Genomic DNA, 17877 nt, shown 5'->3' on the forward strand with positions numbered 1-17877 from the left:
GGCGTTTTATGAACCACTATTGAAATATCTGGTACGCAGGGGGAGAGAATGGAAAAACCGCTAATCGGCAAAAAGATACTCATTGTCGAAGATGAGGTCGTTTTCCGTTCATTGCTGGACACATTGTTAACTGGCCTCGGAGCCAGCACGTTCGAAGCGGGCGATGGACTCGACGGCCTGAATTTACTCGCCGCGCAGTCGGTGGACCTGGTCATTTGCGATCTGGAAATGCCGCGCATGGGCGGTATTGAGTTTGTCGAGCAAATTCGTACACGCGGTAATAGCGTGCCCATCCTGATCATCTCCGCCACGCAGAACATGGCCGACATTGCCCACGTGCTGCGCCTTGGCGTGCAGGACGTGCTGCTCAAGCCGCTAAAAAACCTGGAACGTTTCCGTGAAGCGGTGTTTGAGTGCCTCTATCCTTCGATGTTCACCTCGAAAGTGGAAGAAGATGAACAGCTCTTTCAGGACTGGGATGCCCTGGTGCGCGATCCGCTCGCTGCCGCCAAGCTGCTCAAACAGCTGCAACCGCCAGTCCAGCAAACCATCGCCAGCTGCCGCATAAACTATCGTCAACTCACCATGGCGGAACAGCCGGGGCTGGTGCTGGATATTGCCGCGTTGTCGGACAAAGATCTGGCGTTTTATTGCCTGGACGTGACGCGTGCCGGCGACAACGGCGTGCTGGCAGCATTATTGCTCAGAGCACTGTTTAACGGTTTATTGCAGGAGCAACTGTCCGGGCAAAAGCAGCGTCTGCCGGAACTCAATGGTCTTCTGCGCCAGGTGAATATGCTGTTGCGTCAGGCCAACCTGAACGGTCAGTTCCCGCTGCTGGTGGGCTACTACCATCGTCAGTTGAAAAATCTGATTCTGGTTTCAGCCGGTCTGAATGCCACGCTGCACATCAATACTCAGCAAATCCAGCTCAGTAACGGCGTGCCGCTTGGCACTATGGGCAGCACCCATCTTAATCAAATCAGCCAGCGCGCCGATGCCTGGCAATGTCACGTCTGGGGAGCCGGCGGCCGGCTTCGCCTGATGTTATCGTCCGAAGAATAGCCACTCAGATTTATATTTTCCGCGGGTTAAAGACAGGGCCAAAGCTTAGCTTTACACTTGGGTAATAGTCTTAAATTCCGCGGATTAACTCCATCCAGGATAAATCCGTCTGACACTAACTGATATACTCATTTCGTTTTTAAACCGACATATCAAGTATTAACTTGAACGGCCTATTAAGAGAGGTATTTGATGTCTGCCTATAAGTCTAAAGTAAAAAAAGCGGTAATCCCGGTTGCAGGTCTGGGTACGCGTATGCTGCCTGCCACCAAAGCTATTCCAAAAGAGATGTTACCGCTGGTCGATAAGCCGTTGATCCAGTATGTCGTGAACGAGTGTATTGCTGCGGGTATTAATGAGATCGTGCTGGTTACGCACTCCTCTAAAAACTCCATCGAAAACCATTTTGATACCAGTTTCGAACTGGAAGCGATGCTGGAAAAACGCGTGAAGCGTCAGCTGCTGGATGAAATCCAGTCAATCTGCCCGCCACACGTCACCATCATGCAGGTACGTCAGGGTATCGCCAAGGGCCTCGGTCACGCCGTGATGTGTGCTCATCCGCTGGTCGGTGATGAGCCAGTCGCGGTGATTCTGCCAGACGTGATCATTGATGAGTACGAATCTAACCCAACCAAAGATAACCTGGCAGAAATGCTGACGCGCTTCGAAGAGAGCGGTCGCAGCCAGATCATGGTTGAGCCAGTTGCCGATGTCACCGCTTACGGCGTGGTTGACTGCCAGGGCGCAGAGCTGGCACCGGGCCAGAGTGCACCGATGGTGGGCGTGGTTGAGAAGCCAAAAGCCTCGGAAGCGCCATCTAACCTGGCGGTAGTCGGTCGTTACGTGCTGTCTGCGGACATCTGGCCTCTGCTGGCGAAGACCCCTCCGGGTGCCGGCGGCGAAGTGCAGCTGACCGACTCCATCGCCATGCTGATGGAAAAAGAGACCGTAGAAGCTTACCACCTGACCGGCGTGAGCCACGACTGCGGTAACAAACTGGGTTATATGCAAGCTTTTGTTGAGTATGGCGTGCGTCATCCGGTGCTGGGCAAAGATTTCGCTCAGTGGCTCGACGGCGTTGCAGGCAACAAAAAGTAATTCATTAAGCACAGGATAATTCAATGAAAGTCACTGTATTTGGTATCGGCTATGTCGGTCTGGTTCAGGCTGCGGTGTTGGCCGAAGTCGGACATGACGTTCTCTGTATTGATGTCGACGAAAAGAAAGTCGAAAACCTGAAAAAGGGCATCATCCCAATTTTTGAACCGGGCCTGACGCCGCTGGTTATGTCGAACTATGAAGCGGGGCGCCTGAAATTCAGCACCAACGCAGAAGAGGGCGTAAACCATGGCGTAATGCAGTTTATTGCTGTGGGCACGCCGCCGGATGAGGATGGCTCTGCCGACCTGAAATATGTGACTGCGGTTGCGCGTACTATCGCGCAGCACATGAACGATCACAAAGTCGTCATCGACAAATCTACCGTACCGGTAGGCACCGCTGACCGCGTGCGCGCGGTGATGAGCGAAACGCTGAAGCAGCGTGATGCCAATATCGCGTTCGATGTGGTCTCCAACCCGGAGTTCCTGAAAGAGGGCGCCGCAGTTAACGATTGCATGCGTCCGGAACGTATCGTGGTGGGCACCGACAATGATGAAGTGGTCGAACTGCTGCGTGAACTGTACGAGCCGTTTAACCGTAATCACGATCGCATGATTCTGATGGATATCCGCAGTGCAGAGCTGACCAAATATGCCGCTAACTGCATGCTGGCGACCAAAATCAGCTTCATGAACGAGATTTCCAACCTTGCGGAACGCCTGGGTGCTGACGTGGAAAAAGTACGTCAGGGCATCGGTTCTGATTCACGCATCGGTTATCACTTTATTTATCCGGGCTGTGGTTACGGCGGTTCCTGCTTCCCGAAAGACGTGCAGGCGCTGATTCGCACTGCAGAGTCAATCGGTTACACCCCGCGCCTGTTGCAGGCGGTAGAAGACGTCAACGATTCGCAGAAGAACAAGCTGCCGACGTTTATTAAACGTCATTTTGGCGACGATCTGCGTGGTAAGACGTTTGCGCTGTGGGGTCTGGCGTTCAAACCAAACACCGACGACATGCGTGAAGCCTCAAGCCGCGTGCTGATGGAAGCACTGTGGCAGGCAGGCGCAACGGTGCAGGCGTTTGATCCGGAAGCGATGGAAGAAGCTCAGCGCATCTACGGCCATCGTGACGATCTGAAGCTGTGCGGCACTAAAGAAGCTGCGCTGCAGGGCGCCGATGGTCTGGTGATCTGCACCGAGTGGCAGAACTTCCGTGCTCCGGATTTCGACGTGATTAAATCCTCGTTAAAACAACCCGTGATTTTTGATGGTCGTAACCTGTATGATCCGGAGCGTATCAGCAAACGCGGTTTCGTTTATTATGCAATCGGCCGCGGAGCGTCTATTCAAATTGTGTAATAAATGAGGGATGTATGAATTTTCTGGTCACCGGCGCGGCAGGATTTATTGGTTTTCACGTTAGTCAGCGTTTGCTGGCTGCCGGTCACCAGGTTGTTGGTATCGATAACCTGAATGATTACTACGATGTCAGCCTGAAACAGGCGCGCCTCGACCAGATTACCGCACATCCCGCGTTTACTTTTCTTAAAATGGACCTGGCAGATCGCCAGGCCATTTCTTCCCTGTTTGAACAGTATGCTTTTGCGCGTGTGATCCATTTAGGTGCACAGGCGGGTGTTCGCTATTCCATCGAGAATCCGCACGCCTACGCTGATGCCAACCTGATTGGTCACTTAAATATTCTGGAAGGTTGCCGTCATCATAAGATTGGCCACCTGCTGTATGCTTCATCGAGTTCGGTTTATGGCCTGAACCGTAAAATGCCGTTCTCCACGGATGATTCGGTTGATCATCCGGTATCACTTTATGCTGCGACGAAAAAAGCCAACGAATTAATGTCGCATACCTATTCACACCTTTACCAATTACCCACCACCGGATTGCGCTTCTTTACCGTTTATGGTCCGTGGGGCCGTCCGGATATGGCGCTGTTTAAGTTCACCCGCGCGATGCTGGCCGGTGACGCGATTGATGTGTATAACCGCGGCCAGATGACACGTGACTTTACCTATATTGATGATATTGCCGAAGCGATTGTGCGTTTGCAGGACGTGATTCCGCAGGCAGATGAAAACTGGACGGTGGAAAACGGCTCGCCTGCCACCAGTTCGGCGCCGTATCGCGTGTACAATATTGGCAATAGTCAGCCTACCAGCCTGATGACTTACATTGAGTCGCTGGAAAAAGCGCTGGGGATTGAGGCGAAGAAAAATATGCTGCCGATGCAGCCCGGCGATGTATTAGGCACCAGTGCAGACACCCAGCCGCTGTATGACGCGATAAATTTCCGCCCGCAGACCAGCGTAGAGCAGGGCGTGCAGCGTTTTGTTGACTGGTACCGCGACTTCTATCAGCAATAAGTCGCGATAAAAAAAGGAAGCCAGCGGCTTCCTTTTTTCTTACCCGGTGTAAAACAGAGCACAGCGCCAGGGCTGGCATGCTGCGAAGCACTGGTTCCTTACAGCAGGAAATCGTCCAGTTGTTTACCTTGTTCTTCAATCGCTTTTTTAATCACGGCTGGCGTACGTCCCTGGCCGGTCCAGGTACGGTTCTCACCGTTCTCGTCGACGTAACCATACTTCGCCGGACGTGCCGCACGTTTGGCTTTACCTGGCGCTTTGGTTTCCGCTAATGCCTGCAGCAGTTCGTTTGGATCAATACCGTCTGCCATCAGCATTTCACGATATTGTTCCAGCTTACGGCTGCGCTCGGCATTTTCCGCCTGGGCGAGAGATTCTTCTTCACGACGTTCATTCACCACAACCTCAAGTTTTTCCAGCATCTCTTCCAGTGTTTCCAGAGAGCATTCCCGAGCCTGCGCGCGCAATGTACGGATATTATTAAGAATTTTAAGTGCTTCGCTCATTGTCCTAATCTCAAAATATAATAAATGGAGTTGTTCTGCCGCCTCATAATAGTGGCGGTGAAAAATAACTGCAATAGCCAGATTAAAAAGCAAAACGTAAAGTTAATGTTGTTAAGCTTTTTAAGGCGCTATTTATTATTCTTTTTATAGATTTGATAGCACAGGTTTTGCAGGGATAAATACCGCTGCGCGCCTTTCGCCCGGGCATCAGCGCTATTAATGCTGAATAAAATTACTGCATGATGACGGCTTTGACATAACGTGCGAAATGTTGATAACGATGCTGCTGATCTATGACGATGGCGTTAATTTGAGCAGTTGATAAAAATAATGCATCGCAACAGTGCAGCAGCTTTATGATAGACTCACGCGCAACAGTTTCGGGCAGTGACAAGAGACATTTTATGGCGCAACTCTATTTTTATTACTCAGCGATGAACGCGGGAAAATCCACCGCACTGCTGCAGTCTTCCTACAATTACCATGAGCGCGGCATGCGTACGCTGGTGTATACCGCGGAAATTGACGACCGCTTCGGCGCCGGAAAAGTCAGCTCGCGTATTGGTCTTTCGTCTCCGGCTTTTTTATATAACGCGCAGACCAACCTGGAAAGTGAAATAGCGGAACAGCACGCGAAGCAGACGGTTCACTGTGTACTGGTGGATGAGAGCCAGTTTCTGACGCGTGAGCAGGTGAAAGCCCTGTCGGACGTGGTAGATAATCTGGATATTCCGGTGCTGTGTTATGGTCTGCGTACCGACTTTCGCGGTGAGTTATTTACCGGCAGTCAGTATTTACTGGCCTGGGCCGATAAGCTGGTGGAATTGAAAACCGTGTGTCACTGTGGACGCAAAGCCAGCATGGTGTTACGGCTGGATGCGCAGGGTAAACCGTTCAGCGAAGGGGAGCAGGTGGTGATCGGTGGTAATGAGCGCTATATCTCTGTGTGCCGCAAGCACTATAAACAGGCGATTAATGACGGCTCGCTAAACGCCATTTACGGTTCACAACTGCCTCACGCCTGAATAGCCGCAGCATAAAAAAAACCCGCCGCAGCGGGTTTTTTTGTATCAGGCCAGTCAGGCCTTTTTGGTTTTCTTCTCACTCTTTACGGCTTTAGCTTCACCCTCAGCGGCAACACTGTTATCTGCTTCTGAGAACTCACGGCCATAGAAGGTATCCAGCATGATTTGTTTCAGCTCGGCAATCAGCGGATAGCGTGGGTTAGCACCGGTACACTGGTCATCAAACGCATCATCCGCCAGCTTGTCGACTTTCGCCAGGAAGTCAGCTTCCTGCACGCCCGCTTCGCGGATAGAAGTTGGGATACCCAGCTGAGTTTTCATCTCTTCCAGCCATGCCAGCAGTTTTTCAATTTTCTGCGCGGTACGGTCACCGGCAGCGCTCAGACCGAGATGGTCAGCAATCTCCGCATAGCGGCGGCGTGCCTGCGGACGGTCGTACTGGCTGAAGGCAGTCTGCTTGGTTGGATTGTCATTCGCGTTGTAGCGAATCACGTTACAAATCAGCAGGGCGTTGGCCAGACCGTGTGGAATGTGGAACTCAGAGCCCAGTTTATGCGCCATGGAGTGACACACGCCGAGGAAGGCGTTGGCGAAAGCGATACCGGCAATGGTCGCCGCATTGTGAACGCGCTCACGCGCCACAGGATTTTTCGCGCCATCGCGGTAGCTGGCAGGCAGATTCTCTTTCAGCAGCTTCAGTGCCTGCAGCGCCTGACCGTCAGAGTATTCATTGGCCAGTACCGATACGTAGGCTTCCAGCGCATGAGTGACAGCATCCAGACCCCCAAAGGCGCACAGCGAACGCGGCATCTCCATCACCAGGTTGGCATCGACAATCGCCATATCCGGCGTCAGGGCATAGTCTGCCAGCGGATATTTCTGGCCGGTGGCATCGTCAGTGACTACCGCAAACGGCGTAACTTCTGAACCGGTGCCGGAAGTGGTGGTGATGGCCACCATGCGCGCTTTGACACCCATTTTCGGGAACTTGTAGATACGTTTACGGATGTCCATAAAGCGCAGCGCCAGTTCTTCAAAGTGGGTTTCCGGATGCTCGTACATCACCCACATAATTTTGGCCGCATCCATCGGTGAACCGCCGCCCAGGGCGATGATCACGTCAGGTTTGAAGCTGTTCATCTGCTCGGCACCTTTACGCACAATGCTCAGCGTTGGGTCTGCTTCTACTTCAAAGAACACTTCGGTTTCGATTCCGTGTGATTTCAGCACGCGGGTGACCTGGTCAGCATAACCGTTGTTGAACAGGAAGCGGTCGGTGACGATAAAGGCGCGTTTTGCACCGTCAGTCGCCACTTCTTCCAGCGCAATTGGCAGAGAACCGCGGCGGAAGTAGATAGACTTAGGAAGTTTATGCCACAACATATTTTCAGCTCGCTTGGCCACGGTTTTCTTGTTGATCAGGTGTTTTGGACCCACGTTTTCAGAGATGGAGTTACCACCCCATGAACCGCAGCCCAGCGTGAGTGAAGGGGCCAGCTTGAAGTTATACAGGTCACCGATCCCGCCCTGTGAAGCCGGGGTGTTGATCAGGATGCGCGCGGTTTTCATTTTGTCGCCGAAGAAGTTTACGCGCTCGCGCTGGTTGTCCTGGTCGGTATAAAGACAGGAGGTGTGGCCGATACCGCCCATTGCCACCAGTTTTTCTGCTTTATCCACCGCATCGTAATAATCTTTCGCGCGGTACATGGCCAGCGTTGGCGAGAGCTTCTCATGGGCGAATGGCTCAGACTCATCCACCAGTTTCACTTCACCAATCAGAATTTTGGTGCTCACCGGCACGCTAATCCCTGCCAGTTCAGCAATTTTGTAAGCCGGCTGACCGACAATCGCCGCGTTCAGCGCGCCATTTTTCAGGATGATATCCTGCACCGCTTTCAGCTCTTTGCCCTGCAGCAGGTAGCCACCGTGGCTGGCGAAGCGCTCACGCACGGCATCATAGACAGAATCCACGACAATCACTGACTGTTCAGACGCACAAATCACGCCGTTGTCGAAGGTTTTTGACATCAGGATCGAAGCAACCGCGCGTTTGATATCGGCCGTTTCGTCAATCACCACCGGAGTGTTACCCGCGCCCACACCAATCGCTGGTTTGCCGGAGCTGTAAGCCGCTTTCACCATGCCGGGACCACCGGTGGCGAGAATCAGGTTGATATCCGGGTGATGCATCAGCTGGTTCGAGAGCTCAACCGATGGCGCATCAATCCAGCCAATAATGTCTTTTGGCGCGCCAGCCGCGATAGCAGCCTGCAGTACGATGTCAGCCGCTTTATTGGTGGCATCTTTGGCACGTGGATGAGGAGAGAAGATGATACCGTTACGGGTTTTCAGGCTAATCAGGGCCTTGAAGATGGCGGTAGAGGTCGGGTTGGTGGTGGGCACGATGCCACAAATCAGGCCAATCGGCTCAGCGATGGTGATGGTGCCAAAGGTATCATCGGTGTCCAGCACGCCACAGGTTTTTTCGTCTTTGTAAGCGTTGTAGATATATTCGGAAGCGAAGTGGTTTTTGATGACTTTATCTTCAACGATACCCATGCCGGATTCGGCAACGGCCATTTTGGCGAGAGGGATACGGGCATCGGCAGCGGCGAGGGCGGCCGCACGGAAAATGGTATCAACTTGTTCCTGACTAAAATTGGCGTATTCGCGCTGTGCCTTTTTAACACGTTCTACCAGTGCGTTAAGCTCGGCAACATTAGTAACGGCCATAATACTCTCCTAAGGAAGTTAAACTTTTTTAGTAAACAAGCCTGAATCCAGAAGTATAGTCTCGTTACGCTTATGGATAGCTAAGGATGGCGATGCCCGTGCCGTTGCTTACTAAAAAGGTTTTTCCTCCAGGATGACCTGTGTCACAGGGTTGAGTTCCGATGGGCTAAGATTACCCCTGATGGGGTAGGCAATTTATGATGCAGATCAATTTAACTATCAGCTGACACCTTTCAGCGCTCACTTTTGCAAGTAAAGTTAGCGTCGACGGCTACAGAAGCCGATCTGACCGGCTGCAGGCCGATAACATAGCGCTAACAGTAGCGGAATAAACTGGGATAGTGCTTCAAGTGCAGCATTTATTTCTGCGATAGCCTCTGGTGTTTCGCCAGACTTTTGCACTACATTAAGCGCGATTTTTTTCGCCATCACCTGGAGCCCACCGTGACCCCTGCGCTACTCGATCTTTCTGGCTACATTAAATTTTTTGTAGGTTTGTTCGCGCTGGTTAACCCGGTCGGCATTATTCCGGTATTTATCAGCATGACCAGCTACCAGGCGGTGGCGGAGCGCAATAAAACCAACCTGACCGCGAACCTGGCGGTGGCGATTATCCTCTGGACCTCGCTGTTTCTTGGCGACGGTATCCTGCATCTGTTTGGTATCTCGATTGACTCTTTCCGCATCGCCGGTGGCATTCTGGTGGTCACCATCGCCATGTCGATGATCAGCGGCAAGCTGGGTGAAGACAAACAGAACAAGCAGGAGAAGTCAGAAACGGCGATTCGTGAAAGCATCGGCGTGGTGCCGCTGGCGCTGCCGCTGATGGCAGGGCCGGGCGCGATCAGCTCGACCATTGTCTGGAGCTCGCGTTATCACAGCTGGCCAAATCTGCTGGGCTTTACCCTGGCGATTGCGATATTTGCCTTCTGCTGCTGGTTATTGTTCCGGGCCGCACCGCTGATGGTGCGCGTATTGGGACAAACCGGTATCAACGTCATTACGCGTATCATGGGGCTGCTGCTCATGGCGCTGGGCATTGAATTTGTCGTGACCGGAATGAAAGCCCTGTTTCCAGGATTACTGAATTAACCGCAGTTATTTTTTATCGCTAAGCGCTTTATGAACCAGAATGGTGCAATTAAACGAAATATTGCACCATTATAGTGATTTTATTTGTCGCGCTTAATATCGGCTTAACCTCATCAGTTTTACTACTGGTGTTATCCCGCATATACCCTGAGCTGCAAAATACTGTGATAATCGTCACAGTATATCCGACTACTCTGCAAATCATCCGCAGTGTCATTCTATAGCTTGCGCTGTAAATCCGAATAAATATCCGGGCTTCAGCATTAAAAACAGCAATATTCGTAAATATTATAAAGTTAGTTGATTAACGAATAATTAACGTGCAGATCAGGCTGAAATTCATTATTTATCAGTGGATTAATCGATAATTCTGTTCAAGAATTAACACTTTTCCTGTGCGCAGCAACGTGATAAAAGAGAATCAGCTAACATTTTTGTGGTTTAGCTTTGGCGTGCGGGCAACGCTTCTGATAATTTTCGGCTCACCGCAAAATTTTTTATCTGCTAGCAACAAATGTGTACGCTTCTTGCTTACTGCTATCAGGTTTATGTTGAAGGTTGATATTGGTTGATGAAAAGCATGGTAGCGAAAACGGCAGCGCGCACGTTTCTGGCGCTTTGCCTCTCCAGTGCGCTGGCGCAAAGTCAGGCCGCTGAGATCCCAGCCGGGACGTCATTAGCGGATACGCAACGCATCGTTATTAACAATGGCAGCGAAGTGTCCTCGCTTGATCCACAAAAAGTCGAGGGCGTGCCGGAATCCAATGTGATTCGCAATCTGCTGGAAGGACTGGTTGAGACCGACAACAATGGTCAACTGGTGCCCGGCGTGGCGCAGCAGTGGCAAAATCAGCAGGGCCGCATCTGGACGTTCACGCTGCGTAAAGACGCCCGCTGGAGCAATGGTGAGCCGGTCACCGCGCAGGACTTTGTCTACAGCTGGCAGCGTCTGGCCGATCCGCGCACCGCCTCGCCGTACGCCAGCTATTTGCAGGCTGCGCACATCAGCAACATTGATGCCATTCTGGCTGGTAAAGCTGCGCCTTCCCAGCTGGGCGTGAAAGCGCTGGACGACCATCATTTGCAGGTTACGCTCTCTGAACCGGTACCGTATTTTGTTGATATGCTGGCTCATACTTCGATGAAACCGGTGTATCGTCCGGCGGTAGAGCAGTGGGGCGATGCCTGGACACAGCCGCAGCACTACGTGGGTAATGGCGCTTACACGCTGGCGGACTGGGTGGTGAATGAGCAGATTGTGGTGAAGCGTAATCCGCACTACTGGGACAATGCCCATACCACGCTGGACGAAGGCGTATTTCTGGCACTCACCTCTGAGAATAGCGATATAAACCGCTATCGCAGTGGCGGCACCGACATGACCAACAGCGTGGTGCCGCCCGATATGTTCAAAAAACTGCAGCAGGCGCTGGGAGATGAAGTAAAAGTCAGCCCGCTGCTGTGCACCTTCTATTACGAAATCAATAACAAGAAAGCGCCGTTTGACGACGTTCGCGTACGCAACGCGCTGAAGTTAACGCTCGACCGCGACATCATCGCGCAGAAAATTATGGGGCAGGGACAGATCCCGGCCTACGGCCTGACGCCGCCCTTTATTCACGGTATTGCTCTCAATACGCCAGCGTGGGCGCAGCAGACGCAGGCGCAACGTAACGCGGCAGCGAAGCAGTTGCTGGCGGAAGCTGGCTTCAATGCCCAGCATCCGCTGCGTTTTACCCTGCTGTATAACACCTCAGAACAGAACAAGCGTCAGGCGATCGCGGCTGCCTCGATGTGGCAAAAGAATCTCGGTGCGCAGGTCACGCTGCAAAATCAGGAGTGGAAAACGCTACTGGAGACCCGTCATCAGGCACAGTTTGATGTGGTGCGCGCCACCTGGTGTGCGGATTACAACGAGCCATCCAGCTTCCTCAATCTGCTGCTGAGTGGCTCCTCCATCAACACCGCGTTTTATCACAGCGCCGCATTTGATGCGCTGATGGCGCAAACGCTCAACACCGCTGATGACGCGCAGCGCGCGCAACTCTATCAGCAGGCGGAACAACAGCTGGATCAGGATTCACCGATCATCCCGGTTTACTACCGCGTTAGCGTGCGGCTGGTGAAGCCGTGGGTGGGCGGTTTCAGCGGCAAAGATCCGCAGGATATGCTGGCGCTGAAATACTATTACATAAAGAAACATTGAGTAATGTGACGATCCGGCGCTACAGTCGGGCGTCACGTTGCCGTGGTAACCCTGCAGGGTGGTAGTGATCTTCGCGCAGACAGGCGGAGATCTCCCGGAAACGGGGTACGCCGGGCGGTCAGCCGACCCGGTGACGATAATAAAACTGGAGCGTAATAATGAACAACATCACGAAAAAAAGCCTGATCGCCGCAGGCGTACTGGCGGCCATCGGCGCGCTGGCAGGGAATGCTGCACTGGCGGCCAACGTACCGGCGGGTACCGAATTGGCAGCGAAACAGGAACTGGTGCGCGGCAATGGCGATGAAGTGCAGTCGCTGGATCCGCACAAAATCGAAGGCGTGCCGGAAGATAATATCGCCCGTGACCTGTATGAAGGTCTGATCGTGAGCGACAGCAACGGCAAGCCAGTTCCGGGCGTCGCGGAAAGCTGGGAAAACAAAGACTACAAAGTCTGGACCTTCCATCTGCGTAAAAATGCCAAATGGTCAAACGGCGAGCCGGTCACCGCGCAGGACTTCGTCTACAGCTGGCAGCGTCTGGTCGATCCAAAAACCGCCTCGCCCTATGCGAGCTACCCGCAGTATGGCCACATCCTCAACGTGGATGACATCATCGCCGGTAAAAAACCGACCTCCGATCTTGGCGTGAAAGCACTGGATGACCACACGCTGGAAGTGACGCTGAGCGAGCCGGTACCGTACTTCGATAAGCTGCTGATCAACGCGGTGATGTCACCGGTGTATAAGCCAGCCATTGAGAAGTTTGGCGACCAGTGGACGCAGCCGCAGAACTGGGTCGGCAACGGTGCCTTTAAACTGGAATCTCACGTGATCAACGAACGCGTGACGCTGGTGCGTAACCCGGAATACTGGGACAACGAACATACCGTACTGAATAAAGTCACCTTCCTGCCAATCAACTCCGAAGTCAGCGATGTGAACCGTTATTTCTCTGAAAACGGCAGCGACATCACTTACAACAACATGCCGATCGAGCTGTTTAAAAAACTGCAGCGTGATAACGGTAAAGAGCTGATGGTGAAACCGTATCTGTGCACCTACTACTATGAAATCAACAACCAGAAAGCACCGTTTACCGATGTCCGCGTGCGTACCGCGCTGAAGCTGGGTCTGGATCGCGACATTATGGTGAACAAAGTGCTGGCGCAGGGTCAACAGCCGGCCTACAGCTTCACACCGCCAGCCACTGACGGCATGGAACTGCTGCCGCCGGACTGGTACAAGTGGGATCAGAACAAGCGTAATGAAGAAGCGAAGAAACTGCTGGCCGAAGCCGGTTATACCGCTGACAAACCGCTGACCTTCAACCTGCTGTACAACACCTCCGATCTGCACAAAAAACTGGCGATTGCCGCCTCGTCTATCTGGAAAAAGAACATCGGCGTGAACATCAAGCTGGAAAACCAGGAGTGGAAAACCTTCCTGGATACCCGTCATCAGGGCAATTTCGATGTCTCCCGCGCGGCATGGTGTGCCGACTATAACGAACCGACCTCCTTCCTGAACATCATGCTGTCGGACAGCAGCAGTAACACCTCGCACTATAAGAGCGCGGACTTCGACAAAGTGATTCACGATGCGGTGAAAGCGGCGGATGACAAAGCGCGCGTGGCCGATTATCAGAAAGCAGAGCAGATCCTGGATAAGGACAGCACCATCGTGCCGGTTTACTACTATGTGAACGCGCGTCTGGTGAAACCGTACGTTGGCGGCTACACCGGCAACGATCCGCTGGATAAAACCCTGGATAAGAACCTGTACATCATTAAGCATTAATAGCACTCAGGCTATCGACAGTGGCGGTGCTGCGGCGCCGCCTTTTTGACTTTGTGAAGCAACAGCCTGGTAGGTACGGCAATGTTAAAATTCATCCTGCGTCGGCTCCTTGAAGCCATCCCGACGCTATTCATTCTGATCACCATCTCCTTCTTTATGATGCGACTGGCACCCGGCAGTCCGTTCACCGGCGAGCGTGCGCTGGCGCCGGAAGTCATGGCCAACATTGAGGCCAAATATCACCTCAACGACCCGATCGGCAAACAGTATCTCAGCTACCTGGTGCAGCTGGCACACGGTGATTTCGGGCCGTCGTTTAAATATAAAGACTACTCGGTTAACTACCTGGTCGGTCATGCGTTTCCGGTATCGGCCAAACTGGGGCTGGCAGCCTTCTTCCTTGCGGTGGTGCTGGGCGTCACGGCGGGGGTTATCGCCGCGCTGAAGCAAAACAGTTTGTGGGATTATGCGGTCATGGGGGTGGCGATGACCGGGGTGGTCATTCCCAGCTTCGTGGTGGCACCGCTGCTGGTACTGATCTTTGCCATCACCCTGCGCTGGCTGCCAGGCGGCGGCTGGAATGGCGGCCAGTGGAACTACATGCTACTGCCGATGGTGGCGCTGTCACTGGCTTACATCGCCAGTATCGCCCGTATCACCCGCGGCTCGATGATTGAAGTGATGCACTCCAACTTCATCCGCACCGCGCGTGCGAAAGGTCTGCCGTTGCGCCGTATTGTGCTGCGCCACGCGCTGAAGCCGGCGCTGCTGCCGGTGCTCTCCTATATGGGGCCGGCGTTTGTTGGCATCATCACCGGTTCGATGGTAATCGAATCAATTTACGGTCTGCCGGGCATCGGTCAGCTGTTCGTCAACGGCGCACTAAACCGTGACTACTCGCTGGTGATGAGCCTGACCATTCTAGTCGGCGTGCTGACCATCCTGTTCAACGCGATCGTTGACGTGCTGTACGCCGTTATCGATCCGAAAATTCGTTACTGATGGTGGAGCTCGCTCATGATGTTAAGTAAGAAAAATAGCGAAGCTCTGGACGCGTTCAGCGAAAAGCTGGAAGTGGAAGGGCGCAGCCTGTGGCAGGACGCACGTCGCCGCTTTATTCATAACCGTGCGGCCCTTATCAGCCTGCTGGTGCTGCTGGTGATTGCGCTGTTCGTGGTGTTCGCCCCGATGCTGGCGCAGTTCAAATATGATGATACCGACTGGGCGATGATGTCTGCACCGCCGGACACCACCTCAGGGCACTGGTTTGGCACCGACTCTTCGGGACGTGACCTGCTGGTGCGCGTGGCGATTGGCGGCCGTATCTCACTGATGGTTGGCATCGCTTCAGCGCTGATCGCGGTGCTGGTGGGCACGCTGTACGGTTCGCTGGCCGGCTACCTTGGCGGCAAGATTGACTCGGTGATGATGCGTATCCTGGAAATCCTCAACTCGTTCCCGTTTATGTTCTTCGTCATCCTGCTGGTGACCTTCTTTGGCCGCAATATCCTGCTGATCTTCGTTGCCATTGGCATGGTGTCATGGCTGGATATGGCGCGTATCGTGCGCGGCCAGACGCTGGGACTGAAGCGCAAAGAGTTCATCGAAGCGGCGCAGGTCGGCGGCGTTTCTACCGGCAATATCGTGCTGCGCCACATCGTGCCGAACGTGCTGGGTGTGGTGGTGGTGTATGCCTCGCTGCTGGTGCCAAGCATGATCCTGTTTGAATCCTTCCTGAGTTTCCTTGGCCTCGGCACTCAGGAGCCACTGAGCAGCTGGGGCGCGCTGTTGAGCGACGGTGCCAACTCGATGGAAGTATCACCGTGGCTGCTGATGTTCCCGGCGGGCTTCCTGGTGGTAACGTTGTTCTGTTTCAACTTTATCGGCGATGGCCTGCGTGACGCCCTCGACCCGAAAGATCGTTAAGGAGTTTCCCGATGACCCATCATGATACTCAGCAGCCGCTGGCGGCTGCACCTGCGGGAAACGCTAACCTGCTACTGGACGTTAAAGATCTGCGCGTCACCTTCAGTACTCACGACGGCGACGTGACCGCTGTGAACGACCTCAACTTTTCCCTGCGCGCCGGTGAAACGCTGGGCATTGTCGGTGAATCCGGCTCCGGAAAATCGCAAACCGCGTTTGCGCTGATGGGGCTGCTGGCGAAAAATGGTCGCATTGGCGGCTCGGCGCAGTTCAACGGCAGCGAAATCCTCAATCTGCCGGAAAGTAAGCTGAACAAGCTGCGCGCGGAGCAGATTGCGATGATTTTCCAGGACCCGATGACGTCGCTCAATCCATACATGCGCGTCGGCGAACAGCTGATGGAGGTGCTGAAACTGCACAAAGGCATGAGCAGTGCCCAGGCATTTGAAGAGTCGGTGCGCATGCTGGATGCGGTGAAAATGCCGGAAGCGCGCAAGCGCATGAAGATGTTCCCGCACGAGTTTTCCGGTGGCATGCGTCAGCGCGTAATGATCGCCATGGCGCTGCTGTGCCGGCCAAAGCTGCTGATTGCCGATGAGCCAACCACCGCGTTGGATGTCACCGTGCAGGCGCAGATTATGACGCTGCTGAATGAGCTGAAGCGTGAATTCAACACCGCCATCATTATGATCACTCACGATCTCGGCGTTGTTGCCGGGATCTGTGACAAGGTACTGGTGATGTATGCCGGGCGCACCATGGAATATGGCCGTGCGCGCGATGTGTTCTACCAGCCGGCCCATCCGTACTCGATCGGTTTGCTGAGCGCGGTGCCGCGTCTTGACGCGGAGGGAGAGTCGCTGACCACCATTCCCGGCAACCCGCCCAACCTGTTGCGTCTGCCGCAGGGCTGTCCGTTCCAGCCGCGCTGCGCATATGCCATGGATATTTGTGCCAAATCACCGCCGCTTGAACCGTTTGCCGAAGGGCGCCTGCGCGCCTGCTTCAAACCGGTGGAGGAGTTAGTATGAGCACCGTAATTGAAGAGAAAAAAGTGTTGCTGGAAATCGCCGATCTCAAGGTGCATTTCGATATCAAAGACGGCAAGCAGTGGTTCTGGCAGCCGCCGAAAACCCTGAAAGCGGTGGATGGTGTCAGTCTGCGTCTGTATGAAGGCGAAACCCTCGGCGTGGTCGGTGAGTCCGGTTGCGGCAAATCCACGCTGGCGCGCGCCATTATCGGTCTGGTGAAAGCCACCGACGGGCGCGTGGCGTGGCTGGGGCGCGATCTGCTGGGCCAGAGCCAGGAAGAGTGGCGTCAGGCGCGCAGTGACATTCAGATGATCTTCCAGGACCCACTGGCCTCGCTCAACCCGCGTATGACCATTGGTGACATCATCGCCGAACCGCTGCGCACCTACTATCCAAAGATGCCGCGTCAGGAAGTGAAGGATAAGGTTAAAACCATGATGATGAAGGTCGGTCTGCTGCCGAACCTCATCAACCGCTATCCGCACGAGTTCTCCGGTGGCCAGTGCCAGCGTATCGGTATCGCCCGTGCGCTGATTCTTGAGCCGAAGCTGATTATCTGTGATGAGCCGGTGTCAGCGCTCGACGTGTCGATTCAGGCGCAGGTGGTCAACCTGCTGCAGAAACTGCAGCGTGAAATGGGCCTGTCGCTGATCTTCATCGCGCATGACCTGGCGGTGGTGAAGCACATCTCTGATCGCGTACTGGTGATGTATCTCGGCCACGCGGTTGAGCTGGGTACCTATGATGCGGTGTATAACGATCCACAGCATCCGTACACCAAAGCGCTGATGTCGGCGGTGCCGATTCCTGATCCGGACCTGGAGAAGAATAAGCAGATTCAGCTGCTGGAAGGGGAACTGCCGTCGCCGATCAATCCGCCATCAGGCTGCGTGTTCCGCACCCGCTGCCCGATTGCCGGCCCGGAGTGCGCCAAAACCCGACCGCTACTGGAAGGCAGTTTCCGCCATGCGGTGTCCTGTCTGAAGGTTGATCCGCTATAAGAGCGG

At 53.8% G+C, this 17877-nt stretch carries 14 protein-coding genes; 12 read left to right on the plus strand and 2 right to left on the minus strand.

What is annotated here, in order from left to right; genetic code table 11:
* Positions 1-48: 48 nt before the first annotated feature.
* The 4 genes from rssB to C1N56_RS09180 all read left to right on the plus strand — a co-directional run bounded on the left by rssB (position 49) and on the right by C1N56_RS09180 (position 4552).
* Positions 49-1065 carry a two-component system response regulator RssB gene (rssB, locus tag C1N56_RS09165; protein ID WP_336699039.1) on the plus strand — a complete coding sequence of 339 codons (1017 nt, stop codon included), beginning with the start codon at positions 49-51 and terminating at the stop codon, positions 1063-1065.
* A 192-nt stretch (positions 1066-1257) separates the two neighbouring features.
* A complete protein-coding gene (gene galU / locus C1N56_RS09170; protein WP_021510076.1) occupies positions 1258-2166 on the plus strand; it encodes a UTP--glucose-1-phosphate uridylyltransferase GalU in 909 nt (302 codons plus the stop codon).
* A 23-nt stretch (positions 2167-2189) separates the two neighbouring features.
* Positions 2190-3530, plus strand: coding sequence for a UDP-glucose dehydrogenase family protein (locus C1N56_RS09175; protein ID WP_021510077.1), 1341 nt, complete (start codon positions 2190-2192; stop codon positions 3528-3530).
* A gap of 14 nt (positions 3531-3544) precedes the next feature.
* Positions 3545-4552, plus strand: a complete 1008-nt coding sequence (locus tag C1N56_RS09180) for an NAD-dependent epimerase (RefSeq protein ID WP_336699036.1) — start codon at positions 3545-3547, stop codon at positions 4550-4552.
* A gap of 98 nt (positions 4553-4650) precedes the next feature.
* On the opposite strand, the gene hns is transcribed toward C1N56_RS09180, so the two are convergent.
* Positions 4651-5058: a histone-like nucleoid-structuring protein H-NS gene (gene hns, locus C1N56_RS09185; protein ID WP_031280215.1), complete on the minus strand. Its 408-nt coding sequence runs from the start codon at positions 5056-5058 to the stop codon at positions 4651-4653.
* Between the two features lie 404 nt (positions 5059-5462).
* Here hns and tdk point away from each other — a divergent pair, with 404 nt between their 5' ends.
* A complete protein-coding gene (gene tdk / locus C1N56_RS09190; protein WP_058757709.1) occupies positions 5463-6083 on the plus strand; it encodes a thymidine kinase in 621 nt (206 codons plus the stop codon).
* A gap of 54 nt (positions 6084-6137) precedes the next feature.
* Here the strand turns inward: tdk and adhE are convergent, their stop codons facing one another.
* Positions 6138-8816, minus strand: a complete 2679-nt coding sequence (gene adhE / locus C1N56_RS09195) for a bifunctional acetaldehyde-CoA/alcohol dehydrogenase (RefSeq protein ID WP_058771261.1) — start codon at positions 8814-8816, stop codon at positions 6138-6140.
* A 444-nt stretch (positions 8817-9260) separates the two neighbouring features.
* On the opposite strand from adhE, the gene C1N56_RS09200 reads away from it, so the two are divergent.
* From C1N56_RS09200 to oppF, 7 genes are all read left to right on the plus strand, one after another.
* Complete coding sequence (locus C1N56_RS09200; protein WP_031280216.1) at positions 9261-9908, plus strand: YchE family NAAT transporter; 648 nt, start codon at positions 9261-9263, stop codon at positions 9906-9908.
* Between the two features lie 571 nt (positions 9909-10479).
* Entirely contained in the window at positions 10480-12114 is a 1635-nt protein-coding gene (locus C1N56_RS09205; protein ID WP_394517420.1) for an ABC transporter substrate-binding protein, read from the plus strand.
* Positions 12115-12272: 158 nt separating this feature from the next.
* Complete coding sequence (oppA, locus tag C1N56_RS09210) at positions 12273-13913, plus strand: oligopeptide ABC transporter substrate-binding protein OppA (RefSeq protein ID WP_021510084.1); 1641 nt, start codon at positions 12273-12275, stop codon at positions 13911-13913.
* A gap of 81 nt (positions 13914-13994) precedes the next feature.
* Complete coding sequence (gene oppB, locus C1N56_RS09215; protein ID WP_021510085.1) at positions 13995-14915, plus strand: oligopeptide ABC transporter permease OppB; 921 nt, start codon at positions 13995-13997, stop codon at positions 14913-14915.
* A gap of 15 nt (positions 14916-14930) precedes the next feature.
* The gene (gene oppC / locus C1N56_RS09220) at positions 14931-15839 is read left to right on the plus strand and encodes an oligopeptide ABC transporter permease OppC (RefSeq protein ID WP_021510086.1); all 909 of its coding nucleotides are present in this window, start codon (positions 14931-14933) and stop codon (positions 15837-15839) included.
* Positions 15840-15850: 11 nt separating this feature from the next.
* A complete protein-coding gene (locus C1N56_RS09225; RefSeq protein ID WP_021510087.1) occupies positions 15851-16870 on the plus strand; it encodes an ABC transporter ATP-binding protein in 1020 nt (339 codons plus the stop codon).
* Positions 16867-17871 (plus strand): murein tripeptide/oligopeptide ABC transporter ATP binding protein OppF, encoded by a 1005-nt coding sequence (oppF, locus tag C1N56_RS09230; RefSeq protein ID WP_021510088.1) that lies wholly within the window; start codon positions 16867-16869, stop codon positions 17869-17871. Before C1N56_RS09225 ends, oppF begins: the two co-directional genes overlap by 4 nt.
* Positions 17872-17877: the final 6 nt, after the last annotated feature.

It is taken from the genome of Pantoea sp. SGAir0175 (assembly GCF_043547855.1).